This window comes from Bradyrhizobium sp. cir1 (assembly GCF_014198245.1).
In the GTDB taxonomy this organism is placed as follows: Bacteria; Pseudomonadota; Alphaproteobacteria; order Rhizobiales; family Xanthobacteraceae; genus Bradyrhizobium.
In genome coordinates, this window is sequence record NZ_JACIHE010000013.1 from 77,533 (window position 1) to 102,550 (window position 25,018).

Consider the following 25,018-nt stretch of genomic DNA (forward strand, 5'->3'; position numbering starts at 1 on the left):
CATTGCACGTCTCGCACGCACTCAGCCTTTGACCAGGTCTCCCAGCAAGTTCGCCGCCACCATCAGCTTCGCGAGCGTCAGGCCGCCAGCGGCAATCTCCTCGATCGTACGGCGGATGCGCGTCGCCTCGGGATGAGCTGCAAGCCAGGTCTCCGCAGCCTGCTGACCGGATTGGCCGATTGTCAGCATATCTGCGGCCAGGCGTCTTTCGGCAGCCGCGATCAGGTCGACGGCGCGGTCGATGGCGAGGCGCTCGAAATGATCGCTGGCCGGCACGTTGCGCGCAGCGGCGGTGATGCGGTCGAGACGGAAATTGGCCTCGGCGGCAAAGAACGTCGCGGCGGCATCACCGATGCTGCGGCTGGTGCGCTCGGCGACCGTCACGATATCAGGCGCCGAGACCAGGGCGTCGAGGTCGGCCAGGTCGCCGGCCAGCCCGGTCGGGACGCCGGCATCGATCAGGTCCTGCCGGCGCTTGCTGCGCGCGGCCTGCAAGTCCGGTGGCAGGGCGTTGTCGAGCGAGGCTGCGACCTCACGGACGGCAGGGCCAAACCGGGCGATGACCGCGCTCAAGCCATCCCTAAAATCGACATTGCGCACATACCAGACCATGCGGGAGAGCAGCAGATCCTGAATCGCCGCGTAGAGGCCGAGCTGCAACTGTCCGTCGATGAGGGTGTCGAGCGCGTCGATCCCGTCATTGAGCCGCCTGAGCTCATAGATCGCGTCCACCGCCACCTGGGCCATGACGATGGTCGAGATATCGGCGTCGGTCTCGTCGGTCAGGCGCACGATGCAGGCCGGGCCCGCGCGGTTGATCACGGCATTGACGAGACTGGTCGCGATGATCTCGCGTCGGAGTCGATGGAGCTCGACCGCGGCCGGGAATTTGTCGAGAACCTCGCGCGGAAAATACAGGGACAGTCTGCGGGCGAGATAAGGATCGTCAGGCACGCCGGTTTCGAGCAGGTCACTGTAGAGTGTCAGCTTGGCATAGGCGAGCAACACGGCAAGCTCCGGCCGTGTCAGGGCTTGGCCGCGTCGTGTGCGCTCGGCGATGGCGGCATCGTCAGGCAGGAATTCGACGGCGCGGCTGAGCAGGCCGCGTTGCTCGAGCGACTGCATCAGGCGGGTGAGGAAGCCGGTCTCGGCCATGCCCTTGCGTTCGGCGAGCGAGAGCGCCAGCGTCTGCAGGTAGTTGTTGCGCAGGACCAGCGCACCGACTTCGCCGGTCATTGCGGCAAGCAGGGTGTTGCGGTCAGCCGGGCTGAGGCGTCCCTCGCGCTCGGGGCGCGCCAATGCGATCTTGATGTTGACCTCGACGTCGGACGTGTTCACGCCGGCCGAATTGTCGATCGCGTCGGTGTTGAGCTTGACGCCCTTCTGCGCCGCTTCGATTCGCCCGCGCTGGGTGACGCCGAGATTGGCGCCTTCGCCGATCACCCTGGCACGAACGTCGGTCCCGGCGATGCGGATCGGATCGTTGGCGCGGTCGCCGGCCTGATCGTCGCTCTCCGCCGACGCCCGGACATAGGTGCCGATGCCGCCGAACCACAACAGGTCCGCGCGCGCCTTCAGGATCGCCGTCATCACCTCGAAGGGCGTTGCCTGCTCCTTGTCGAGATCGAGCAGGGTGCGCACTTCCGGCGCGAGCGGGATCGCCTTGAGCGAGCGCGGGAACACGCCGCCGCCCTGCGAGATCAGCGATTTGTTGTAGTCCTGCCAGCTCGATCGCGGCAGGTCGAACAGGCGCTTGCGCTCAGTGAAGCTGATCGCCGGGTCAGGGGAGGGATCGATGAAGATGTCGCGGTGATCGAACGCCGCAACGAGCTTCGTCGCCGGCGAGAGCAACATGCCGTTGCCGAAGACGTCGCCGGACATGTCGCCGACGCCGACCACGGTGAAAGGCATGGTCTGAATGTCGGTGCCGAGCTCGCGGAAGTGGCGCTTGACCGCCTCCCAGGCGCCGCGCGCCGTGATCCCCATCTTCTTGTGGTCGTAGCCCTGGCTGCCGCCGGAGGCGAAGGCATCGCCGAGCCAATGGTTCTTCTCGGCCGAGATCGCGTTGGCGACGTCGGAGAAGGTGGCGGTGCCCTTGTCGGCGGCAACGACCAGATAGGGATCGTCGCCGTCATTCCGCACGGTCAAATCGGGCGGCACCACGATGTCGCCGTCGAGATTGTCGGTGAGTTCGAGCAGCGAGCGCACGAAGATGCGATAGGCTTCGGTGCCTTCCGCGAGCCACGCCTCGCGATCGGAGGGCGGCGGCAGGCGCTTGGGCACGAAGCCGCCCTTGGCGCCGACCGGCACGATCACGGCGTTCTTGACCTGCTGCGCTTTCACGAGGCCGAGGATCTCGGTGCGGAAATCCTGTGGCCGATCAGACCAGCGCAAGCCCCCGCGCGCAACCTTGCCGAAGCGCAGGTGAATGCCTTCGACACGTGGTGAATAGACGAAGATCTCGTAGAGCGGTCGGGGAGGGGGCAGATCCTCGATCTTGCGCGCGTCGAACTTGAAGGAGATCACCGGACGCGGATGTCCGTCCGGGCCGAGCTGCCACAAATTGGTGCGGATGGTCGACTGCACCAGATTGGTGAAACGGCGCAGGATGCGATCTTCATCGAGCGAGGCAACGGATTTGAGCTGCTCCTCGATCTCGGCAAGGAGAGTTATCTCGCGCGCCGAACGCTCGCGATCGGTCAGAACGAGGTGCGGATCGCGGCGGGCCTGGAACAGCGCGACGAGGTTGGCCGTGATCGCGGCGTTCTTGCGCAAGGTCTCCCACATATAGTCCTGGGTGAACGGTGCGCGGATCTGGTGCAAATAGCGCGACAGCGCCCGGATGGTCGAGACTTCCCGCCAGCCCAGGGCCGAGCGCAGGATCAAGGCATTGTACCCGTCGGATTCGGCGCGATCGGTGACCACTGCCATGATCGAGGCTTCCAGCCGATGGCTGAAGTCCGGGCTGATCTCGATCGGCTGGCCGTCGCTGGTCTCGATCGTCATGTCGTGCAGCCAGACCGGCTCGGGCCTGTTGCCGGGCACGATCTGATAGGTGCGTTCGTTGACCACGCGCAGGCCGTGATTTTCGATCACCGGCACGCGATAGGACAGCGACAACGGTGCGGCGTCCGAAAACACCTTGAGGCCGAAGCGCCTGGGATCGTCATCCTCGAAGCGGTGAACCGAAATCGTCACCGGGCGGGCCGGTGTGAGCTTCTCGATGGTGGCGATATCGGCGATCGCCTGTTCTGCCGTGGAAGCCTCGGTATAGCCGCCGCTGAAGGCCTGAGCGTAGCGATTTGCGAGCATGCGCGCCCGCATGCCGTCGGTCGACGCAGCCAGCGCGGCCTTCAGCTTGTCGGCCCAGGTCGCGGCAATGGCGCTGATCCCTGCTTCCAGCGTGGCGCGCTCGACCGCGGGAGTGTTACCTTCATAGCGTCCGATGATGTAGTGGACGCGCGCCAATGCTCCTTCGGGGAAGGACACGTAGGACGCCGACAGCGCCCCCTTGTAGCTCCGCGCCAGGAAGGCGCCGACGCGCATGCGCACGTCGGTGTCGTATTTGTCGCGCGGAATGAAAACGAGGATGGAAACGAAGCGATCGAACTTGTCGACCCGCGCCAGAGCCCGGACGCGGGGGCGCTCATAGAGGATCAGGATCTCCATGACGAAATCGAAGAGGGTATCGACGTCGACCTGGAACAGCTCGTCGCGCGGATATTCCTCGAGAATATGCTGGAGAGCCTTGCCGGAATGGCTGTTCGGGTCGAAGCCGGCGCGCTGGAGCACCCGCGATACCTTGTGGCGAACATAGGGGATCTGTCGTGCCGAGCGCGTGTAGGCGCCCGAGGTGAACAGGCCGACGACTCGCAATTCACCCTCGAGCCGGCCGTCGGGCGTATAGAGCTTGATGCCGACATAATCCATCCGGATGCGGCGATGGACGCGGCTGCTCACATTGGCCTTGATGACGATGAGCAGGGTCGGCTCGCGCATGAACTCGCGAATCTCCGGCGTCATCACCACCATTTCGCTGCCGCGGCGCAGGACCTTTACGTCGGGATCTCGGAGGATACCGAGGCCCTCGGCGGTCGTGATGTCGTCCGACGCATCGCGGCCGGGCGAGAAGCGATATTCGCGCACGCCGAGAAAGGTGAAATTGTCCGCGCACAGCCATTGCAGGAACTGGTTGGCCTCGGCGACGTCGTCGATCGGAAGCGGCGGCGGATTGGACGAGAACGTCTTGACCGCGTCCTCGACGCGGTCGCGCATGGCGCGCCAGTCCACGACGCAGGCGCGCACGTCGCTCAACGTCCTGGTGAGGCCGTCAATCAGCCTCTCGCGGTCCGCGTCGGCGTCCAGGCGGGTGATGTGGAGGTGAATCAGGCTCTCTCGCGTGCCCTTTGCCCCTTCCGGCAGTGTCTCGCCGTAGAAGCGCAGGAGCCTGCCCTGGTCATCGCGCTCCACCGCGATGATGGGGTGAGCGACAAGGGTGACTTCGATGCCCTGCTCGGTAAGCTCCGCCATGGTGGAATCGAACAGGAAGGGCATGTTGTCGTTGAGGATTTCGAGCACGGAGATCTCGCGCCCGTCCGGCATCAGCGGATTGACGACGCGGATATCGGCACGCCCCGCCGTGCGCCGCTGCACATGCTCCCAGGCTTGCTCCGCGAGGAAGGCAAGCGAGGAGGCATCGTGACTGGCGAGATCCTCGACATTGGTGAAGGCGAACAGAAGCTCGGCAAAGGCCCGGGGGGCCTTGCCCGGCTGCACGCTTCCTGCTGCCTCGCGGATCAGAGTTGCCCGGGCCTTGTCGTCACGCCAAGCCATAGCGTCCTCCATCTCCCAGCCGACGAGCCGCAATGACGGTCGGGCATTGTTCTTGGAGTGCGCCTCTTCGAGCGCATCTTCTTGACCGCGTTTCAATCGCCTCGGCGAAATCTTCGGTCTTGCGGCCGCGACGATATTAGCATTCCGCAGCCGTCATGGCGCGGGGAGTTGTGAGGCGCGCTTTGGGGGCGGAAAACCGGCGCCGACGACCATCGCGTCATTTGGTGCTCTGCAAAATGACGAGGAATTTCAACTGCGTATGAATTCGTGATTTTATTCTGAATGGCGCGCATTTGCGATAATAAGTAGTCGCATGAGTACGATCGATCGTCTGTTCTCCTGCCTCGTCCTGTTCCTCGCAGTCGCAGCCGTCCCGGTACTTCCGGCACGCGCGGCCGAAACCTGCCCGTTCATCGGCGCCAAGGAGCTCGCCAATGCGATGCCGGCGCTCAAATGGTCGCTGATTTCAAATCAGGACGGCCGCGGCTGCATCTACCAGGGCGGGCGCGGCGATACGATGATGCTGACCGTGTTCCGCAATCCCGACAAGGATCGCGCCAGGGAATTGTACGCGACCTTCGTCAAGACGCTAGGCGAGCGCATGCCGCTCAACGCAGTCGCAGGGATCGGCGACGAAGGCCAGGGCGGAACGAGCGCCGCCGGCGCGGAGCGCCAGGAGGCCTCGGTCGTCGCCCTGTCCGGCGACTACATCCTGCAGATCAGCGTCTATCCGATCGGCCGGCGCGCCGACGATGCGCTGCTCGGACCGGTCACCGAAGCCGCGCGCGTCGCCATCGCCAAGGTGAGCAAGAGCAGCGAGCGGTTCGGCGATTGCGAGTGGCTCACGGCCGCCGATGCCGACGGCTTTCTCGACAAGGGCACACTGACGGTTCAGCGGACCGGCGCGGGCAGCTGCATGATGTTCGATCGCGAGGCCAACACCATGACCGTCGCGGTGATCGACATCTCGCGCGCCACGGTCGTCGGCATGATGAAACGCACCGGCCCGTGCCAGCACGTGGCGATCCCCGAGCTCGGCAGTGAAGCCTTCGGCGAGCATTCCTGCACCAAGGGCAACGGCAACGCCGTCACCATCTATGTCTGGAAGAACGGCAGGCAGGCCTCGATCCTGTTCGCGCCGGTCAAGCCGCATCCCGAGTCCGGCTCGGTCGAGCGCCTGAAGGCGGTCGCCGGGCGGGTGTATGGAAAATTGTAATGGCGCCGCGTGACATTTTCCGGCGCATACGCCCGTAGCTCAGCTGGATAGAGCACCAGGCTACGAATTTGAGGGGGGACGTTCGAATCGTTCCGGGCGCGCCATCTCCGAATAAGACTGAACACCCCGGCCAGGGCCGCGTACTCCTGAGTCACGATCATCGCATTCGTTTGGGGATATCCGCTTCGTCGCAAGCCTGCTTGCAGGAGGTCGCATTCCAGGCTTCGGAGGCCGTTACCGCGACGTTTGCCAACTATCGCCAGCAAATCGTGTTCTCCCAATGCCCTTAATCGATCTCCGCCTTGGTCTTCAGTCCGGGCAGCACGGTGCGAACGTGCTCGGCCAGCGTTGTCGCCAACAACGAGGGCTTCGCCTCCGAGAATTCCAGCGCGATGCCGATCGTCGGAAGCAGTGGCAATCCGGCCGACACGACGTGAAGATCGAACGGAACGGCGGTTCGCGTCAGGACGCTGATCGCATGACCGGACCGCGCGATCGCGATCAGGCCGGCGAGACTGTTGCTTGCGTAAGCGACCCTGTAGCGTCGGTTGACCGCGTTCATCGCGGCGCAGGCCGCGCGGTAGTCCAGGCTCATCGGTGCCGCCAGCGCGAGAGGCAGGACGTCTTGCATCAGTATTTTCGGTTCGGCCTCGTTCGCCACCCAGACGAAGCGCTCCTGGCGGATCACATCGCTCGCGCTGGCATCAGACAGCGAGACCAGCGCCATGTCGATCTGGCGCCGCGCCAGCATGGGGCGCAGCTCGGAGGTCGGGGCGCAGACCATGCGCAGTTCGACGTTGGGATGGAGCGCGCAGAACCCCTTCAGCAGCCCCGGCAGGAAGGCGATCGAGTAGTCCTCCGGGCAGCCCAGGCTCAACGCCCCCTTGAGGCCCTCACCGCTCATGTCGGCCAGAATCTCATCATGCTGCGCCAGCAGCGTCTCAGCGTGTGCGAGCAGTTTCTCGCCGGCCGCGGTCAGCCTCATGCCGGATCCGCTGCGATGAAACAGCGGTTGCGTGGTCGTCGCTTCCAGTCTTTGCATCTGCATGCTGAGCGCGGACTGCGTCCGGCCGATCTGCAAGGCGGCCAGACTGATGGAGCCGACACGGGCCACAATGACGAAATTCCGCAGGAGAATGAGATCCAGCATCATCGGTATCAGTCAGATTGATATCCAGTTTGAATTATATCAATTAGCCTGAAGTCAGATGATTGAGTAGAGGTCTGATAGTCCAAGCGCAGGTGGCTTGTCATGACCTTGAACGCCGATACCGATTTCTGGGCTTCCGCCAACACGCATCTGACCCGCTACGGCCCGAGTTTCGAATCCGTCATTATCGAGCGGGCGGCCGGCAGTTTCGTGTACGACGCCGATGGACGCGCCATCCTCGATTTCACCTCGGGTCAGATGAGTGCCGTGCTGGGGCACACGCACCCCGATATCGTCGCCACCGTCGCGCGGCAAATGGGTGCGGTCGCTCATCTCTTTAGCGGCATGCTCTCGCGCCCGGTGGTGACGTTGGCTGAGCGTCTCGCCGCGCTTGCTCCCGGCCTTGGCCGCGTGCAGTTGCTGACGACAGGTGCGGAAGCCAACGAAGCGGCGATCCGAATGGCGAAGCTCGTCACCGGCGGGCACGAGATCGTTGCCTTCGCGCAAAGCTGGCACGGCATGACCGGCGCTGCGGCATCGGCGACCTACAGCGCGGGCCGGCGCGGTTACGGGCCGGCTGCGGTCGGATCGTTCGTCATTCCCGCGCCGAACGCCTATCGGCCACGTTTCAAGACCGCCGATGGCAGCAACGACTGGCAGACCGAGCTGGACGATGCGTTCGCGTTGATCGACAGCCAGTCGACCGGCAATCTGGCGGCCTTCATCGCCGAGCCGATCCTGTCCAGCGGCGGCATTCTGGAACTGCCGCTCGGCTATCTCGCCGCATTGAAGCGAAAATGCGAACAGCGCGGAATGCTGCTGATCCTCGACGAGGCCCAGACCGGAATTGGCCGCACCGGGCACATGTTCGCCTTCGAGCGCGATGGCGTGGTGCCGGACATTCTCACGCTGTCGAAGACGCTCGGTGCGGGCCTGCCGCTCGCCGCGGTCATGACGACCCAGGCCATCGAGCAGGCCGCGTTTGAGCGCGGCTTCCTGTTCTACACCACGCATGTCTCCGATCCGCTGCCCGCCGCGGTCGGCGTGACGGTGCTCGACGTGGTCGCGCGCGACGGGCTGGTCGCGCAGGCGACCGCCAGGGGCGACCGGCTCCGGGATGGATTGCTGTCGTTGCAACAAAGGTTCGAATGCGTCGGCGACGTCAGAGGCCGCGGACTTCTGCTCGGTCTTGAAATCGTCGTCGACCGGCAGTCGAAGGCGCCGGGCTTCGAGCTCGGCGCGCGGATCATGGAGGAAACCATGCGTCGTGGTCTCAGCATGAATATCGTCAAGCTGCCCAGCATGGGCGGGGTGTTCCGAATCGCGCCGCCGCTCACGGTGTCCGAGGCCGAAATCGATCGCGGTCTTGAGATCATGTCGGAGGCGATCCAGGCCGCCACGAACGGCCGTTGATCGCCGGGAAGCCCGAACAGATGCAACTCGCCAGGACACATGGGCGTCCGACACTTTTCTCGCGGCACGGTATGGTCGCTGCCGCCCATCCGCTCGCGGCGCAGGCTGGTGCGCGGCTTCTGATCCAGGGCGGCAATGCTTTCGATGCGGCCGTTGCCACCGCGGCCGCCCTCAATGTGGTCGAACCGTTCATGTCGGGGCTTGCCGGGTTTGGACTGGCCACGGTCTGGGTCGCAAGCGAGCAGCGCGTTCGCGTGCTCGACTTCGCGCCGCCGATGCCCGCGAGCTTCCCGGTTGGCAGATACACCAGCCGCCTCGAGCTCGAGCGCGGCGCGCAGGCGGCCTCAACGCCCGGAAATCTCGCGGGCTGGTGCGAGCTGCTCTCGCGCTATGGCCGCAAATCGCTTCCTGACGTCCTCGCCCCGGCGATCACCCTGGCGCAGGACGGCTTTGCTCTCTCGGATTTCGGTCGTGATGAGATCAACGAGCAGGTGCCGCTGCTCGAGCCCTGGCCGGAATTACACAGTGCGCTGGTCAAGAACTACCTGCCGGACGGCATGCCGGTGAAGCTCGGCGGCATCATCCCTCAGCCCGAACTCGCGCAGACGCTTGCCGAGATCTCCGAATTGGGGCCCGAGCATCTGTATGGCGGCAAGCTCGGCCGGCGGATCATAGACTATCTCCGCACACTCGGCGGCGGCCTGACGCTGGCCGATTTCGCTTCCGTCAAGCCGCATTGGCTCGACCCCCTGACCGTGTCTTATCGAGGGCTTGAGCTTCACGTCCCGGCCTCGCAATGCGGCGGTTTCCAATTGGCTCTGACCCTCAAAATTCTTGAAGGTTACGATCTTGGGCGCCTGCGGAAGGACGGCGCGGATCATCTCGACACGGTCTATCGCGCGATTCGTCTTGCAGCCGGCGAGCGCATCACAAACGGTCATCTGGGGCTGGATCAATCAACTGACGTCTTGTCCGACACGGTGATCGCGCGGCTCCGGCAGCGCGTCAGCGACGGCCGGCCGATCACTGGTCCGACCGAGCAATGGATGCCGCAGGATCGTGCCGACCCCGGGCACACCACCTCGTTCTCGATCGGAGACGCCGAGGGCAATCTGATCTGTATCACGCAGAGTCTCGGCAGCCCGTTCGGCAGCGGCGTTGTGGTGCCCGGGACCGGCGTTTGCCTCAACAATCACCTCCATTGGGCCGATGTGCAGCCGGCAAGCCCGAACCTGGCCAAACCAGGCGACGCATTGCCGGTGACCATGGCGCCATCGCTCGCGACGCGGAGTAACCGTCCGGTGCTCGCGCTCGGTACGCCCGGCAGCTACGGCATCCCGCAAACCCAGGCTCAGGCTTTCGTGCAGTATGTCGAGTTCGGCCTTCCGCTGCAGCAGGCCATCGAGGCGCCGCGTGCGCGGCTTTGGGATGGCCGCTTCATTCAAGCAGAGAACCGCATCGCGCCGGAAACGATCGCCGAACTGAAACGCCGCGGTCACGAGATCGAGATACTGGACACCGGGTGGACCATGCTCTGCGGCGGCATGCAGGCCATCGCGCTCGATCCGGAAACCGGAGTGATGACGGGTGCCGCCGATCCAAGGCGGGATGGATATGTCGTCGCCCTGTGAACGGGCCGCAATCAGAATGACCAGGGAAATTCGCTTCTTCATTCTTCGCCCGGCGGCCGGAGGAGCCCCGGAGATGCGATATGCCAATCTTCGTCGGCCATCGTGCCGTTCGGATTCAAGGACCGGGGCGCGGCGGCATCGTTGCCGTCAGCGACCCGCCAGCACCTCCTTGCACCTGACCGCGAAGGCGTTGAGGTACGCGCCCATCTCGCTCGCCAGCGTGTCGGACCGGTCGACATTCTGCAGGCTCATGTTGAGCGCGTAGACCGGAAGGCCCTCCAGCACGATGGGTGTTGCGACGGCGAGAACGGCGGGCTGCCACGACACCGCGCAATAGCCGTTGCGTTCGACGGAGGCGATCGATCTCCTGACGTCTGCAAGCAGCGCCTTGGTGGCCGCAGCGCTCCGCCGCTTGAACAGCTTCAGCAACCGCTCGCGCTCGATCTCTGCAATGCCGGCGAGGTAGGCACGGCCGAGCGACGTCAGCTCCATCGGGACCTGCTGGCCGGCGACCACGTTGCGTAGCGCCGCGCGCGGGCTGTAGCGGATCGACTCGAGGTAAACCATCATGGTTCGATCCGCAGTCGCGAGCCCGACGTTCAGCCGGCGTCTTGCCGATTCCGCCCGCATCATCGGGCCGATCGCGTTGAGCGCGGGTGATCCGGTCCGCATGGCGTGGCCAATGCTGATGACGGACGCGGCAAGGCGGTAGCTCCGCTCGGTGCGGACCTCGTCGAGCATCCCGGAATTGACTAGCGTTCGTGTCAGCCGGCTGACCGTCGATCGCGGCAAGCCGCATCGCTCCGCAATCTCGCCGTTGCCCAGCGTGTCGACGCCGGGCCGGAACGCCCGAAGGATTTCGATGCCTCTTTCGAGCGACCGGTTGCCATCAACCCCGCCCGCATATCTTCGCGCCTGCGCCACATCCAGCCTCCCAAGAATTCCCACCAAGCCATTTCCACTCAGTGGAACTAAGGGGATGTTCGAGCGGGTGCAAGCCGCTATAGGCAACGACAAGAAGAATGCCCGGCTGCGCACGGCTCATCGAGGAAACGGCACGGCCCGAAACCGGCATTCGGGAGCCCGCGCGGATCGCCGCGCGGCGATCGATCCGACTCCAGCCACGGAGCTTGCCATGCCCTATCAGCTCATCGAACTTTCCGTCGAGGCCGGCGTCGCGACCATCGCATTCAACCGCCCGGAACGGCGCAACGCCATGAGCGACGAGATGCGCTCCGAGTTTGCAGGTGCGCTCGAAACCGTGTCCCGCGACAAGGCGATCAAGGCCCTGGTGCTGACGGGGCGCGGCAACGCCTTCTGCGCCGGCGGCGACATCAGCGGCATGAAGCGCCGGCTCGAGGCGCCGCAGGGCGAAGTCGCATTCAACGGATGGAGCCGTCAGCAGGGCGTGCATCACGTGCAGTCGCTGCTGCTGGGCCTGCCGAAACCGACGATCGCCGCCGTCAACGGCGCGGCGGCGGGCCTCGGTGCCGACACTGCGCTCGCCTGCGACTTCGTCATGGGCACGGAACGATCGAAATTCACCTGGTCCTACATCAAGCGCGGCTTGATCCCCGACGGCGGTGGCCTGTATTTCCTGCCGCGCCGGGTCGGGCTTCCCAGGGCAAAGGAGCTGATCTTCACCGGGCGCGTCGTCGAGGCCGACGAAGCGCTCGCGCTCGGCATCGTCGATCGCAAGGTGGCGGCGGCCGAGCTGCTGCCGGCCGCGCAGGCCTGGGCGGCCGAGCTGGCTCAGGGGTCTCCCACCGCGCTCGCCCTGGGCAAGAAGATCCTGAACGAGACGTTCGAGCATTCCGCGCACGACATCTTCAATCTCGGCAGCCAGGCGCAGGCCATCTGCTACACCAGCGCGGAGCATCGCGACGCCGTTACGGCGTTCCTCGCGCAATCCTCGTCGAAGGATTGAGCGATGAATGCGATCGAACGCCTGATCCGGCCACGCAGCATCGCCGTCATCGGCGCGTCCGCGGACCCGAGCAAGACGTCGGGGCGACCGGTCTCCTATCTTAGGAAGCACGGCTTTGCGGGTGCGATCTATCCCGTCAATCCGAAGGTCGGGGAAATCGGCGGTCTTGCCTGCTATCCCGACGTCGCTTCGCTACCTGATGTGCCCGACGTCGGCCTTGTCCTGCTCGGCGCCGAACGCGCCCACATCGCCGTGCGCGAATTGGCCGAGCGCGGCGCTGCCGCGGCGATCGTTCTCGCCAGCGGCTTCACCGAAACCGGTGCGGAAGGCGTCGCGCGCCAGCAGCAGCTGATGCAGGCCGCCGGATCCATGCGGATTCTCGGGCCGAACACGATCGGCCTCGTCAATCTCACCGACAACATCGTGCTGTCGGCCTCCGGTGCGCTGGCGATGGATCATTTCCCCGCCGGCCCGATCGGGCTGGTCTCGCAAAGCGGAGGCATTCTCGGCGCCGTGCTGTCGCGCGCTGCGGCGCGCGGGGTCGGGCTGTCCAAGCTGGTGTCGACCAGCAACGAAGCCGATCTCGAGCTCGCCGACTTCATCGACTTTCTCGCCGACGACAGCGCGACCAGGGTCATTGCGCTCTATATCGAGGCGATCCGCAATCCAATTCGCTTCCGCGAAGCGGCGCTCAAGGCGCGCCGCGCCGGCAAGCCAATTGTCGCCTTCAAGATCGGGCGATCGGAGGCAGGTGCAAAGGCGGCCGTCTCGCACACGGGGGCGCTTGCGGGCTCCGACCGCATGTATGACGCCCTGTTCAGGCAGCTCGGCGTGATCCGCGCGAGAACGTTCGAGGACCTGCTCGACATTCCCGCGGCCCTCAGCGCGGGACGCAAGCTCTCCGGTAGACGCGTGGCGATCCTCACCTCGACCGGCGGCGCCGGCACGATCGTGTCCGACAGTCTGGGAATAGCAGGCTTTGCAACGCCGTCCCCCGACGCGGAAACCGCCGCGCAATTGCGCAGCCTCCAGTCGGGATCGCACGCCATGCTCGATCGCAATCCGATCGACGTCACCCTGGCCGGTCTGCAGCCGAACCTGTTGCGCGGCGCCATCCGCATCCTGCTCGCCAGTCCCTCCTACGATGCGCTGGTCGTCATTGCCGGCTCGTCGGCCGTGGGATCGCCGGCGCTGCTAGCCGATGCCATCCACGACTGCCTGCCGCTCAGCGACAAGCCCGTCATTGCCTATGTCAGTCCCTACGCGCCCGACGTGGTCTCCGTGCTCACCCGGCGAGGCGTCCCGGCTTACACGTCCGCCGAAAGCTGCGCTGCTGCGCTCGACGGACTTTTGCAGGCCGCAATGCCGGAGCAGGTCCAGACATCCGGCGCGACCGTGACGACGGTCGATATCAGCGATTTCCCGGCGGGATCGCTGGATGAGGCGCAGGCCAAGGCGTTGTTCGCCCGCTTTGGTATTCCCATCGCCGCAGAGAAGGTGGTCGCAACGCCCAGCGAAGCGGAACAGGCGGCGCGCGACCTCGGTGGCCCCGTCGTCCTCAAGATTCTCTCGCGCGAGATCGCACACAAGAGCGACGTCGGCGGCGTCGCGGTCAACCTGACGGCCGAGACGATTGGTAGCCGTGTGACGGCGATGGCCGACGAGGTCGCGCTCAGGACCGGGAAGCGACCCGAGCAATTCCTGGTTCAGGAGATGATTTCAGGCGGCGTCGAGATCATTCTCGGAATGCATCGCGATCCTCTGGGCACCGCCATTCTTCTCGGAATGGGCGGCGTCGCCGCCGAGCTGTTCAAGGATACGACGATGCGTCTGCTTCCGCCGCAAGGCGGTCTCAGCCTGGACGAGGCCAGAGCGATGGCGCGCGATCTCGTCACCTGGCCGTTGCTGGACGGTTTTCGGGGCCGGCCGAAATGCGATGTCGAAGCCCTCGCAGCAGCGGTCGTCGCTTTCTCGCGCATGGTTGCGCAGCTCGGCGACCGCCTCACTGAAGCCGAGATCAATCCGGTGTTCGTGCTGCCGGCCGGGCAGGGTGTGAAGGCGGCCGACGGATTGGTTGTTCTCAATGTCTGAACAAAATCGGATGGAGCTCCAGATGACCATTGGCGAAATCATCAATCACGACAGCGCGCGCGGGAAGGGTTTTGCCGCGCGGCGCTGGCTGAAATTCGCCATCCTCGCCTGCACCGTCTTGCCGGTCGTCGCGGGGCTTGGAGCAGCGCCGGCGCGCGCCGAGTATCCCGAAAAGATCATCAGGATCGTGGTGCCCTTCGCGGCCGGTGGCGGGACCGACATCATCGCGCGAACGACAGCGCAGGAAATCCAGACGGATCTCGGCAAATCCGTCATCATCGAGAACAAGCCGGGTGCCGGGACCATCATCGGAAGCCAGACGGTGGCCACGAGCGAGCCTGACGGCTATTCGCTGCTGATGGCGACCTTCGCGCACGCAGTCAACCCGAGCCTGTACAAAAAGCTGCCGTTCGATCCGCACAAGGATTTTTCGGCGGTCTCGCTGATCGCGCGATCCTTCAACATCGTCGTCGTCAACCCGGCTTCCAAAATCAACTCGATCGCCGATCTGATCACTGAGGCCAAAGCTAATCCGGGCAAGCTCAATTTCGGCACGTTCGGCACCGGCACCTCGGCTCATCTCGCCGGCGAGCTGTTCAATGCGATGGCCAAGGTCAAGATGACGGCGGTGCCCTACAAGGGCGCGGCGCCTGCAATCAGTGATCTCTTAGGGGGACAGATCGACGTGATGTTCACCACCGTGGCGAGCGCGGCCTCGCTGGTGGCCGCGGGTCAGCTCCGGGCGCTGGCCGTCACATCCGCCGAGCGTTCGGCCGCGTTTCCGCAATTGCCTGCTGTCGCCGAGGCCGGGGTGCCCGGCTACGCCGCCGAGTCCTGGTACGGATTGTACGCTCCGGCCAAGACGCCCGCTCCGGTGATTGCACGCCTCAATCAGGCGGTCGCAAAGGCCGTTCAGTCCGGTGCCTTCAAGCAGTTGGAGGCCAACGAAGGCCTCATCATGGTCGGCAGCGCGCCTGACGAGCTCGATCGCTATGTCCAGCAGGAGGAGGAACGCTGGCGCAAGCTGGTCAAGGACGCGAACATCGAGGTGCAATAGCAGGCGGACGCGCCACCCGGTTGCAGTTATTGATCTGAAACAACGATGGCCCTCGGCGAAAGTGCTAAAGTTGAGTCGCCGTTCACGACGCAAGGCCCCGAGGCCTTAATCTCAGCGCGTGATGGAATCCGAGGGCTCAATGGGACGACTGCTGAATATCGTGACGCCACTGCATACTGCGACCAAGCGCGACTACATGGCTCGCATGAACGACGACAAGATCGGCTGCTCGCTGAAGGCGCGGGAATATGAGGCCGATTACTGGGATGGCGACCGCCGCTTCGGTTATGGCGGCTACCGCTTCATCGAGGGGCGCTGGGCGCCGGTCGCCAAGGCGCTGATCGAGACCTACGGCCTGAAGGACGGGTCGAGCGTACTCGACGTCGGCTGCGGCAAGGGTTTCCTGCTCTACGAGATGCAGAAGATCCTGCCGGGCCTGAAGGTCACCGGCTTCGATATCTCAAAGCATGGTCTTGCCAATTCGCACGAGCAGGTGCGGCCCTATCTGTTCAACTATCGCGCCCAGGACGTCTATCCCTATGGCGACGACAGCTTCGACCTCGTCATCTCGCTCGGCACCCTGCACAATCTCAGGCTCTATGAGCTCGATGCCGCGCTCAAGGAGATCGAGCGGGTCGGCAAGAACAAATATGTGATGGTCGAGGGCTACCGGACCGTCGCCGAGCTGCACAACCTCGAATGCTGGGCGCTGACGGCGGAATCCATCCTGCATACCTCGGAATGGATCTGGCTGTACGGAAAGCTCGGCTACACCGGCGATTACGAATTCATCTATTTCGAGTGACCGGGCGCGCCTCATGGATATCAAGACTGCCAAGGCTGCGATTCTCGTCGAATCGGGCAAGCCGCTGATCGTCGACGAGTTCACCCTGCCTGATACCCTCGAGCACGGCCAGGTGCTTGCGCACGTGCACACTTCGAGCATCTGCGGCGCACAGATCAACGAGATCGACGCCGTCAAGGGCGTCGACAAGTTCCTGCCGCACCTCTTGGGGCACGAGGCGCTGGCGACCATCGTCGAAACCGGGCCCGGCGTCGTCTCCTGCAAGCAGGGCGACACCGTGGTCATGCACTGGCGGCCGGGCAAGGGCATCCAGTCCAACACGCCGGTCTATTCCTGGCGCGGCAAGCGGCTCAACGCGGGCTGGGTCACCACCTTCAACGAATATGCCGTGGTGTCGGAAAACCGCGTCACGCCCGTGCCGGCCTCGATCGATCGCACCAGCGCGCCGCTGCTCGGCTGTGCGGTGACGACCGCGCTCGGCGTCGTCAACAACGATGCGCAGATCGCCATCGGCGAAGCCGTGGTCGTGTTCGGCGTCGGCGGCGTCGGCTTGAACATCGTGCAATTCGCCGCGATGGTCGGCGCTCACCCGGTCATTGCGATCGACCGCCTCGACAACAAGCTCGAGATGGCCAGGCAGTTCGGCGCCACCCACACCATCAACTCCGACGCGGTGAAGGATGTCGCCGCCGCGGTGCGCGACATCACGGGAGCCGACGGACCCGACAAGGTCGTCGAGACCACCGGCGTCAGGAAACTGATCGAGATCGCCTACGAGGTCACCGCGAAGAAAGGCCGCTGCATCCTCGTCGGCGTTCCCCGCGAGAAGGTCGAGATCTACACGCTGCCGCTCCATTTCGAGAAAGTGCTGAAGGGCTCGGAAGGCGGGCAATGCCAGCCGGCGCGCGATATCCCGCGCCTGGTCCGCCTCGACGAGGCCGGCAAGGTCAGCTACCGCGGCATCGTCACCCACGCGTTCGCGCTCGATGACATCAACGAGGCGCTCGATCTGATGCGCAGCGGCGAATCGGGGCGGATCGTGCTGAACGTCAGCTGAGTGCTGCGGCACGGTCCGGGGCAGTTGCTCAGGTTTCGGCCGCGATCACCTGCCGACGCTGACCCACTCCTGCGCCTTCTTCCGCCATTCCCCGTCGAAGCGGGCGGGGAGGTCTTTGGCTCCGTCCCGTGAGAGGAGTTCGCCGATGGCGGATGTCCGGACCTCGTCGATCTCGGGAATGTCGGTGTAGCCGAGGTTGGCGAGCCGCTTGCCGAAAGGCGGATGCGTCGAATCCGGATCGTCCTTACGATCCAGACCCGCGACGGCGGCAACGGTCATCGGCTCGTGCGCCCTGATGTCCTCAAGCTGCTTGATGATCCGCTCGAGGGGCGGGCGGGGCGCATTGATTGCGCCCAGAATCTCTTTCTCCAGAGGCGCGAACACGAGATCGGTAAGACGTGTTCCGCAGGCTTCCGTAATGACCAGGGCGCGCGCCATCTCGGCCCGCCCGACTTGCTCGGCTGCACCGAGATCGGCGCCAAGCTCGTTCTCCCGCTTTAACGCGCGATATTCCCTATCGAGCCATTCGAGCATGGAATGGAGGAGGGCCAGGGCAATGCGCCCGGTTATCGTTCGATCTGGATCGGCGTAGAAAAGCATGTTCTCCGAAGCGGCGATGAAGTCCCGAAGGTTCGCGCCTCCCGAAGTGTGTCGAAGCTGCGCATGCGCGACCTCATGGGCGATGATGGCACGAATCGCACGCTCGTCGAGAATGATCAGAAGTGGCAGGCCAATGGTCATTGTAACGTGTGGCCTGAACAGTCCGGCGTATCGGCTCACTTCCTCGATCGAGGCATTGAAATCGGTGTCGATCAGCAGGGTACGCCGTGATCGCACGAAGCTGGGATCGAGTTCTTTCCACATTGTCCAAAGACCCGGGGCGATCTCCTCGTTCGCCTCGAAACTCTGATGCTTTCGCGAAGGCAGGAGCAGGAGGCCAATCATGAGCGCTGCCGCTACCGTGAATATGGAGAACACAAGTGGCACCGTGGCCAGTGCCGTGATCGTGTACCGATCCATGATCATCAGCCAGATGGCGAGGATCGCACAGGCCAGTGCCACTACCGGGAGAACTGCGTAGCGACCGAGCCGCAGGATGATATTCAGAACGGCGCGTCTCATCCACGCCCCGTGGGAAGCGCGGCGACGGCAAGCCCCACCAGACAACCGCGCATTGACGTTGCCGATCTAAGATTGTGCTTGCGGCATCATTGTCGGGGATGGTGCCCGAAGTCAACCGCCATACCAGTTTGAACGATCGGCAGAACGTGCCGCCGCTATCCGAAGCAATGTGCGGTCTAATCACCGCCACCCCAGCGCCGGCGCAACATGCGTCAGGATCGCTTCGATTGCATGCGCGCAATAATCGACGCCGAGCTGGTTCGGAATCGTCAGCAGCAGCGTATCCGCTTCCGCAATCGCCTCGTCCTGCCGCAGCTGCTCGACCAGCACATCCGGCTCCGCGGCATAACTCCGTCCGAAGATCGCGCGCGTGCGCGGGTCGATGAAGCCGATCTGGTCCTCGCCTCCGCGCTCCCCGCCGAAATAGGCGCGGTCGCGATCGTCCATCAGCGCGAAGATGCTGCGGCTGACGGACACGCGGGGCTCGCGGCTGTGGCCGGCTTCCTTCCACGCCGCGCGATAGGCACGAATCTGCGCGGCCTGCTGCACGTGAAAAGCTTCGCCGGTCTCGTCGCTCTTCAGCGTCGAGCTCTGCAGGTTCATGCCGAGCTTGGCCGCCCATACCGCGGTGGCGTTCGAACCGGCGCCCCACCAGATCCGCTCGCGCAGCCCCTGCGCATGCGGCTCGATGCGCAGGAGGCCCGGCGGATTGGGAAACATCGGCTGCGGATTGGGCTCGGCAAATCCTTCGCCGCGCAAGAGGTCGAGGAAGACCTCGGCATGGCGCCGGCCCATGTCGGCATCGCTCGCGCCCTCGGCCGGCCGATAGCCGAAATAGCGCCAGCCGTCGATCACCTGCTCGGGCGAGCCGCGGCTGATGCCGAGCTGCAGCCTGCCGCCGGCGATGAGGTCGGCGCTGCCGGCGTCCTCCGCCATGTAGAGCGGGTTCTCGTAGCGCATGTCGATCACGGCCGTGCCGATCTCGATCCTACTTGTCTTCGCGCCGACGGCCGCAAGCAGCGGGAAGGGTGAAGCGAGCTGGCGGGCGAAATGATGCACGCGGAAATAGGCACCGTCGGCGCCGAGCTGTTCCGCCGCAACCGCAAGCTCGATCGATTGCAGCAGCGTGTCGCTGGCAGAGCGGGTCTGCGATTGCGGCGAGGGCGTCCAGTGCCCGAAGGAGAGGAATCCGATTTTTTTCATGGAGGCAACATATGGATGATCGGAACAGTTTGCGAGACGTCGACTTGAGGAAAGATGGTAACACGGGGCATGCACCCGTAAGCGTCCCCCAGTAGGGCTATTGCATATGGCATTTTGCGCGACCTGAGCGCGCGCCTCGTCCTTCGAGACGACCGCTTCGCGGTCTCCTCAGGATGAGGCTAAGTGGCATCAGTGCTCGTTGAAACTACCGCCGCGCAATCGGTCCTCATCCTGAGGGCCCGCCTACGGCGGGCATCTCGAAGGATGGCCACGAGGAAATGGCTCCCATATGCGATAGCCCCCCGGGGAAAGCAGATGAGGTACGAGTTTGGACTGCTGGTGCTTCTGCCTTACAGCGGACCACGAACTCAGATCATTCGACTTCGATCTGCCACGCCGGGAAGCCTCCTCAGATGTCGCAACCGGTCAAATTCAATGCCTTGCGCAAGCCTCCAAACGCCTTGAGCCGACAGGGCTCGGCATCGCTTGCGGCCTTCGAGCGCTGGAAGTCCGCGGTTCGCTTGACAGCAATTGCCTTCGGCTTCGGCTTGGGACGTTCAGCGGTCGCGATCTTTTTCGGATTGTGCCGAAGACGGACGACCGGCTCCGGCTTGGGCGAGCCGATATGGGGGTCTTCCGGCGGAGCAACGCGGTCTTCGGCCACGGCTGTCCGTGTCGGCATAGCGCTGCTCACAGCGGCAACGTCGAGGCGATCAGCCTTCGCCAAAGCGTCGTGTGAAGCAGAAATGCCTGCGTCTTGCGCGGCAAGCGGCTGCACGATTGCGGCTGCGCGACGCGGTGGCGCTCTCAGCTCCATTGCTGACAGGATTCCTGCACTCAGCAGGATGAGGAGGCCCAACAACGCCATTCTCAGCATATGCGCCTCTGACCCAAGCTCGTGTCGCTGAAAATTCTCCGCGCCAATGGGGCAACTTGTCGACGGCTGCTGGCCCCACGAGGAATCATTTGCCGACAGGGTTAACGTCGGTGATGCCTAGCACGTGCCGAGGATGCCGCCGCTCACGTCGGTTTCCGTGAGCCCCGAGCCGGAGCGCCACGAGAGCGATCGTCATGTCTGCTGTTTGAGGGAAGCCGGACACCGCCGTTTATCCAGCCACCGGGCGTCTACGTCGTGGCAGTCGCACCGTGAACTCGGTGAAGTCGCCGACTTCGCTGTCGACTGTGATAATGCCGCCGTGCTGTTGCGTTACGATCTCGTAGCTGATCGATAGCCCGAGCCCGGTGCCTTCGCCGGTCGGCTTGGTCGTGAAGAAAGGCTGGAACAGTTTCTCCCTGTTTTCCGTCGGAATGCCGATACCATTGTCGCGCACCCGCACCTCGACGCTGTCGCCAAACTCGCGGGTCGTGACCTTCAGTGCCGGACGATAAGTGCCGTCGCCTTCACGACTGCGCTTATTAGCGGCATAGAGGCCGTTGCCGATGAGGTTCAGGAGCACGCGCGTCATCTCCTGCGGCACGATGTCAACCAGTGCGAGATCATGATCGAGGTCGCGCTCCAATGTGATCTCGAAGCTCTGATCCTGCGAACGGGCACCGTGATAGGCGAGGTTCAGGGCCTCCTCGACGAGCGCGTTTAGATCGGTGGCTTGCCAGTCCTCGCTGCCGCCTCGCGAATGCTGCAGCATGCTTCGAACGATGCCGTCAGCGCGGCGACCGTGCTCGACGATTTTCTCCAGATTTCCGGTCAGCATGCCGATCGTTTCGACAATTTCGGCACGTCTTCCGGGATCGAGAGTGTCGACCGCATTCGCCGCTGAGTCCTTCAGCTCGTCCAACAATTCGACCGAGAGGTTGGCAAAGTTGTTGACGAAATTGAGCGGGTTCTTGATCTCGTGCGCAATGCCAGCAGTGACCTGACCGAGCGCTGCCATCTTCTGTGCGTGGACGAGGCTCGCCTGCGCGATCTGCAACTCGCGCAACGCCGTTTCGGCTGTATCTCGCGAGATACGAATGGCTTCTTCGGCGCGCTTGCGCTCCGTAATATCTGCATAAATGAGCACAAAGCCGCCACCTGGGACCGGATTGCGACGTACCTCAAGGATGCGGCCGTCGGGCCTCGTGCGCTCGTAGCGCATCTCCAGCCCGGTGTCGTCGACCGTGCGGCCGAGTTGCGCTTCGAGATCGGCCGAGACGAACTCGCCCCGATCAGCGAGATAGCGGAAAAGCTCGGCCAAACTCGGCCGCTTGGCGAGGAAGGACTCCGGGAGCTCAATCAACTCCTGGAAATTACGGTTCCAGGCAGTAAGTCGCCCCGCAGCGTCGAACATGACCACCCCGTCGCCCATATTATCGAAGGTGACGCGAAGCTCGGCCTGACGGTCGCGCAACTCGTCGAACAGCCGTGTGTTCTCGATCGCGATCACCGCCTGATCGGCAAAGCTGGTGGCGAGCTCGATTTCCTTGCTCGTAAAAGGCTCGACGTGCGTCCGGGCGATGCTGTATACCCCTATCAGCGTATCCTCGCGAAGCAAGGGAATGCCGAGCGTCGTGCGGTAGCCGGCGATCTCCTGCCCCTCACTGAGAGTGTATTCCGGATCCTGCAAGACGTCGGGGATGAGCACGGCTCGACGCTCCAACGCCGCGCGACCAGATGTCGCGCCGCGGCCAGGCGTGAACGGGTTCGTCTCGAAGAATTCTCTTGCTTCCGCCGAAAGCCCCCAAGCCGCGATCAGGTGCCACAAGTCATGGCGCAGGTGGAACATATAGACCTGGTCTGCCCGGCAGAGGCGCGCCACCGTCTCCACCAGCGTGTCGAGCACCGTCTCGAGTTCGACGTTGGAGCGGCTGATGATCTTGAGCACGTCTGCGGTGGCGGTCTGCTGCTGCAGCGATTCTCGCAATTCCTTGAGCAACCGTGCATTCTCGATGGCGATCACCGCTTGCTTCGCGAAGTTGCTGAGCAGTTCGATCTGCTTCTCGTCGAACAGCCGGACCTCCTGCCGATAGACGGTGATCACGCCGATCAACTCATCATCCCGTAGCATCGGCACGACAAGAACCGTCCGGGCCCCGCCAAGCTCGGCCAACTCGACGGTGGACTGGCTGCGTTCGAGATACCCGGGAGTGGTTTTCAGATCGGCGACGTGAACCACCTGCTTGCTGCGGATCGCGCGCGCCAGTGTGCTTTGCGGATGCGGGCGAGAGACCTTGTTGGTTCGCGCTGTGGCAAGTGCGGGTGGGGCATTGTAGAGCGCGGCCTGGCGCACCAACCCGTCTTCGACGAGATTCATCGACCCGAACTCCGCCCCGCACACGCGCGTCGCATTCTCGAGCATCTTGTCGAATATGGGAGCCAGATCGCCGGGCGAGGAACTGATGATTTCCAGCACTTCGGATGTTGCGCTCTGTTGCTCCCTTGCCTCCTTCAGCTCGCGGGTCAGAGTGCTTACCTGATTTTGCAGATCGGCAATGGATGGGGTTGCAATCGTGAGAGCCTTGGGCCTCTTCGCGCGCCGACTCTTAGCCGGTTGCTCGCTTGTGTCACGTTGTCGCATTTCGCTCCCTCGGCCGGGTCACGACAAGGCGCAAGCTTATCCACATCCTGAGTTTCGTGCCATGGCAGGATTTCGGCTCAGCGTCACAGGCTACCCTCGGTAGCCAGCATCACCTCAGTCGGTTCACCTCTCGGAAGCGGCCATTGCGGCGCTCCCGGTAGAGGTGAGCCACGGGCACACAAGCGGACATCTCGGTGTCAGCGACAGACCATTAGTTCGGATGGGTAGAGCCCTTGCGAAACCCATCAATCCATCCGCGATTGCGAAGCTCGATGGGCAGCGCGTAAGTGAACCCCATCAACCCTCCGCCGATGACGAAGCATGATGGGTTTCGCAAGGGCTCTACCCATCCTACGGGCTGTCCTGCAGCCCATTGGCCCCGGGGAAATGGCCATACAGATTATCGAAGCTACGGTTCTCCAAGTAGATGACTACAATATGCTCGATCCGCTCCGGCCCCCGGGTCTGCCGCCCACGCCCATTGGTCTACCGCCGCCAGTAACGCAAGACCCAGCATCGGACTAATGGTTGATTTCATGTGCGGGCCTCCTTTTTTCAAGAGATTGGCAAAGTCACGCAAGCGAAGGCACGACGAGTGCACACCCCGTTCGCGGCTGTGAGCGCTAGGATTGCGTGTATCCTTCTTGCTCAGGCAGCGAAGATGAAGCGTGTGCCCGTGTAGGAACGCAGGAGCTTGTTCGGCATCTCGGCTTTTGCAATTTCGTAGAACGGCTCACCGGTGCAGTGCAGTGGAATGACGTAGTCGATGTCGATAGCCTTCAGCGCTGTGATCGTGTCGCGCACATAATCCTCCTTGTAGGGCGCGAGGTGGAACCCGCCGATCACCGCATGAACCTTGCTGATACCCGAAGCCGCTTGGGCTTGTTTGATTGCGTTGATTACCCCGCGATGGCTGCAAGACGTCAACACGATCAACCCGCGGCCTTTTAGATTGAATGCGGTGGCGATCTCGTGCCGGAACTGGTCCGGGACGACAGTCTTCGTCCGTTCGTCCTCCGGAAGCTTGTCGGCATAGCATCCAATGCCGTGGTCCACGCCGATCTTCATGGCGCTGGGGGACAGCAGCTTCTCAAAGCTCGTTTGGCCGATGTGCCCCGTGGTGAAGCCGTGATCGGCGACCAGTGCCGGCCCTTCTGCATAGGTCACCGCAACATTGGCGCCTTCCAGTGCCTTGCGATCCAAGGCTCCGAAGTCGCCGCGCACCGGCGGAGCCGTCCATTCGCGGGAGCAGAATGCGTCCTCGCCGCCGATGTAAATCGGTAGCTTGGCTTTGAGCTTGCCGTTGTTTTGTTTTAGGAAGCCGGCGAGACCACCAAAATGATCGTAGTGACCGTGGCTCAAGACAAGAGCGTCAAGCGCGGCCGGGTCGACGCCTACGAGATTGGCGTTGTTGACCAGCGCGTCCGGCGTGAAACCGAAATCGACCAGGACATGTCGTGTTTCGGCGCCGCGCTGCGACTCGACGTGCATCGACAGTCCAAACTCACTAATCAACGTTTTGCCCGGCGGCTTGCCACCGCCGATGCCCCAGCCGAAGTGTTCAATCTCAACATCGGAAACCTTCCGGCTCGGCGCGACAGCGAATTGGTAGCTGTCGATGACCACGCGTACTGCCACACGATCGATCTCCGGAACCTTACCGGCCACCGTTTCTGCGCGTACCGGCTTCCTGCTACCGATCAGCGTCGCCACGACGGCGCTAAACAAGGCAGCACCGCCGCCGCATACCACATCGCGTCGATGAATTGCGTTGCACTGGCAAATGAACATGATCCAATCCTCCCTTTACGTGGCCTTTGCTGCCGCAAGGCATCACGCGGAAACGCACTCCAGGGCGGAGGCGTTGGGGTGCCGAACACACCAGCGTCTGGCAGCCCGCACACCGAGGATTAGACGCATCCTAACCCGCGCGGGATAGCGTGGCGAGTCGCATTGGTCTGGATTGGGTCGCAAGCCGCCTATCCCGTTCAAGACGGC

General features: G+C 63.7%; 16 protein-coding genes and 1 pseudogene. 8 read left to right on the forward strand and 9 right to left on the reverse strand.

Annotated features, from left to right (window positions below; all coding sequences use genetic code 11):
* Positions 1-21: 21 nt before the first annotated feature.
* A complete protein-coding gene (locus tag GGD63_RS24560; RefSeq protein ID WP_183245860.1) occupies positions 22-4,845 on the reverse strand; it encodes an NAD-glutamate dehydrogenase in 4,824 nt (1,607 codons plus the stop codon).
* 301 nt (positions 4,846-5,146) lie between these two features.
* Here GGD63_RS24560 and GGD63_RS24565 point away from each other — a divergent pair, with 301 nt between their 5' ends.
* Complete coding sequence (locus GGD63_RS24565; RefSeq protein ID WP_183245731.1) at positions 5,147-6,049, forward strand: hypothetical protein; 903 nt, start codon at positions 5,147-5,149, stop codon at positions 6,047-6,049.
* 286 nt (positions 6,050-6,335) lie between these two features.
* On the opposite strand, the gene GGD63_RS24570 is transcribed toward GGD63_RS24565, so the two are convergent.
* Positions 6,336-7,199, reverse strand: a complete 864-nt coding sequence (locus GGD63_RS24570) for a LysR substrate-binding domain-containing protein (RefSeq protein ID WP_183245861.1) — start codon at positions 7,197-7,199, stop codon at positions 6,336-6,338.
* Between the two features lie 102 nt (positions 7,200-7,301).
* Here GGD63_RS24570 and GGD63_RS24575 point away from each other — a divergent pair, with 102 nt between their 5' ends.
* The gene (locus GGD63_RS24575) at positions 7,302-8,612 is read left to right on the forward strand and encodes an aspartate aminotransferase family protein (protein WP_183245732.1); all 1,311 of its coding nucleotides are present in this window, start codon (positions 7,302-7,304) and stop codon (positions 8,610-8,612) included.
* A gap of 71 nt (positions 8,613-8,683) precedes the next feature.
* The gene (locus tag GGD63_RS24580; RefSeq protein ID WP_210315952.1) at positions 8,684-10,243 is read left to right on the forward strand and encodes a gamma-glutamyltransferase family protein; all 1,560 of its coding nucleotides are present in this window, start codon (positions 8,684-8,686) and stop codon (positions 10,241-10,243) included.
* A gap of 147 nt (positions 10,244-10,390) precedes the next feature.
* Here GGD63_RS24580 and GGD63_RS24585 read toward each other — a convergent pair whose 3' ends face one another.
* A complete protein-coding gene (locus GGD63_RS24585) occupies positions 10,391-11,167 on the reverse strand; it encodes a helix-turn-helix domain-containing protein (RefSeq protein ID WP_183245734.1) in 777 nt (258 codons plus the stop codon).
* Between the two features lie 211 nt (positions 11,168-11,378).
* Between GGD63_RS24585 and GGD63_RS24590 the strand changes: the two genes are divergently transcribed.
* The 5 genes from GGD63_RS24590 (at position 11,379) to GGD63_RS24610 (ending at position 17,180) form a co-directional block, all read left to right on the forward strand.
* Positions 11,379-12,170, forward strand: coding sequence for an enoyl-CoA hydratase/isomerase family protein (locus GGD63_RS24590; RefSeq protein WP_183245735.1), 792 nt, complete (start codon positions 11,379-11,381; stop codon positions 12,168-12,170).
* 3 nt (positions 12,171-12,173) lie between these two features.
* Complete coding sequence (locus tag GGD63_RS24595; protein WP_183245736.1) at positions 12,174-14,261, forward strand: acetate--CoA ligase family protein; 2,088 nt, start codon at positions 12,174-12,176, stop codon at positions 14,259-14,261.
* A 22-nt stretch (positions 14,262-14,283) separates the two neighbouring features.
* The gene (locus tag GGD63_RS24600; protein WP_183245737.1) at positions 14,284-15,318 is read left to right on the forward strand and encodes a tripartite tricarboxylate transporter substrate binding protein; all 1,035 of its coding nucleotides are present in this window, start codon (positions 14,284-14,286) and stop codon (positions 15,316-15,318) included.
* A gap of 139 nt (positions 15,319-15,457) precedes the next feature.
* On the forward strand, positions 15,458-16,123 hold the full coding sequence (locus GGD63_RS24605; protein WP_183245738.1) for a class I SAM-dependent methyltransferase: 666 nt from the start codon (positions 15,458-15,460) through the stop codon (positions 16,121-16,123).
* A 13-nt stretch (positions 16,124-16,136) separates the two neighbouring features.
* On the forward strand, positions 16,137-17,180 hold the full coding sequence (locus tag GGD63_RS24610) for a zinc-binding dehydrogenase (protein WP_183245739.1): 1,044 nt from the start codon (positions 16,137-16,139) through the stop codon (positions 17,178-17,180).
* A gap of 45 nt (positions 17,181-17,225) precedes the next feature.
* Here GGD63_RS24610 and GGD63_RS24615 read toward each other — a convergent pair whose 3' ends face one another.
* The 6 genes and pseudogenes from GGD63_RS24615 to GGD63_RS24640 form a co-directional block, all read right to left on the reverse strand.
* The gene (locus tag GGD63_RS24615; RefSeq protein ID WP_183245740.1) at positions 17,226-18,302 is read right to left on the reverse strand and encodes a M48 family metallopeptidase; all 1,077 of its coding nucleotides are present in this window, start codon (positions 18,300-18,302) and stop codon (positions 17,226-17,228) included.
* Positions 18,303-18,482: 180 nt separating this feature from the next.
* Positions 18,483-19,505 (reverse strand): LLM class flavin-dependent oxidoreductase, encoded by a 1,023-nt coding sequence (locus GGD63_RS24620; protein ID WP_183245741.1) that lies wholly within the window; start codon positions 19,503-19,505, stop codon positions 18,483-18,485.
* A 409-nt stretch (positions 19,506-19,914) separates the two neighbouring features.
* The gene (locus GGD63_RS40245) at positions 19,915-20,187 is read right to left on the reverse strand and encodes a hypothetical protein (RefSeq protein ID WP_246785628.1); all 273 of its coding nucleotides are present in this window, start codon (positions 20,185-20,187) and stop codon (positions 19,915-19,917) included.
* A 424-nt stretch (positions 20,188-20,611) separates the two neighbouring features.
* Complete coding sequence (locus GGD63_RS24630; protein WP_183245743.1) at positions 20,612-23,020, reverse strand: GAF domain-containing protein; 2,409 nt, start codon at positions 23,018-23,020, stop codon at positions 20,612-20,614.
* A gap of 360 nt (positions 23,021-23,380) precedes the next feature.
* Positions 23,381-23,467, reverse strand: a pseudogene (locus GGD63_RS40995) (alkaline phosphatase family protein); the annotation flags it as partial.
* A 201-nt stretch (positions 23,468-23,668) separates the two neighbouring features.
* A complete protein-coding gene (locus GGD63_RS24640; protein ID WP_183245744.1) occupies positions 23,669-24,811 on the reverse strand; it encodes an MBL fold metallo-hydrolase in 1,143 nt (380 codons plus the stop codon).
* Positions 24,812-25,018 lie beyond the last annotated feature (207 nt).

Coding starts and splice junctions, on each gene's coding strand:
- GGD63_RS24630 (WP_183245743.1), bottom strand. CDS start 23,020: ATGCGACAACGTGACACAAGCGAGCAACCGGCTAAGAGTCGGCGCGCG.
- GGD63_RS24575 (WP_183245732.1), top strand. CDS start 7,302: ATGACCTTGAACGCCGATACCGATTTCTGGGCTTCCGCCAACACGCAT.
- GGD63_RS24640 (WP_183245744.1), bottom strand. CDS start 24,811: ATGTTCATTTGCCAGTGCAACGCAATTCATCGACGCGATGTGGTATGC.
- GGD63_RS24570 (WP_183245861.1), bottom strand. CDS start 7,199: ATGCTGGATCTCATTCTCCTGCGGAATTTCGTCATTGTGGCCCGTGTC.
- GGD63_RS24605 (WP_183245738.1), top strand. CDS start 15,458: ATGGGACGACTGCTGAATATCGTGACGCCACTGCATACTGCGACCAAG.
- GGD63_RS24565 (WP_183245731.1), top strand. CDS start 5,147: ATGAGTACGATCGATCGTCTGTTCTCCTGCCTCGTCCTGTTCCTCGCA.
- GGD63_RS24620 (WP_183245741.1), bottom strand. CDS start 19,505: ATGAAAAAAATCGGATTCCTCTCCTTCGGGCACTGGACGCCCTCGCCG.
- GGD63_RS24600 (WP_183245737.1), top strand. CDS start 14,284: ATGACCATTGGCGAAATCATCAATCACGACAGCGCGCGCGGGAAGGGT.
- GGD63_RS40245 (WP_246785628.1), bottom strand. CDS start 20,187: ATGCCGACACGGACAGCCGTGGCCGAAGACCGCGTTGCTCCGCCGGAA.
- GGD63_RS24590 (WP_183245735.1), top strand. CDS start 11,379: ATGCCCTATCAGCTCATCGAACTTTCCGTCGAGGCCGGCGTCGCGACC.
- GGD63_RS24560 (WP_183245860.1), bottom strand. CDS start 4,845: ATGGAGGACGCTATGGCTTGGCGTGACGACAAGGCCCGGGCAACTCTG.
- GGD63_RS24610 (WP_183245739.1), top strand. CDS start 16,137: ATGGATATCAAGACTGCCAAGGCTGCGATTCTCGTCGAATCGGGCAAG.
- GGD63_RS24595 (WP_183245736.1), top strand. CDS start 12,174: ATGAATGCGATCGAACGCCTGATCCGGCCACGCAGCATCGCCGTCATC.
- GGD63_RS24615 (WP_183245740.1), bottom strand. CDS start 18,302: ATGAGACGCGCCGTTCTGAATATCATCCTGCGGCTCGGTCGCTACGCA.
- GGD63_RS24580 (WP_210315952.1), top strand. CDS start 8,684: ATGGTCGCTGCCGCCCATCCGCTCGCGGCGCAGGCTGGTGCGCGGCTT.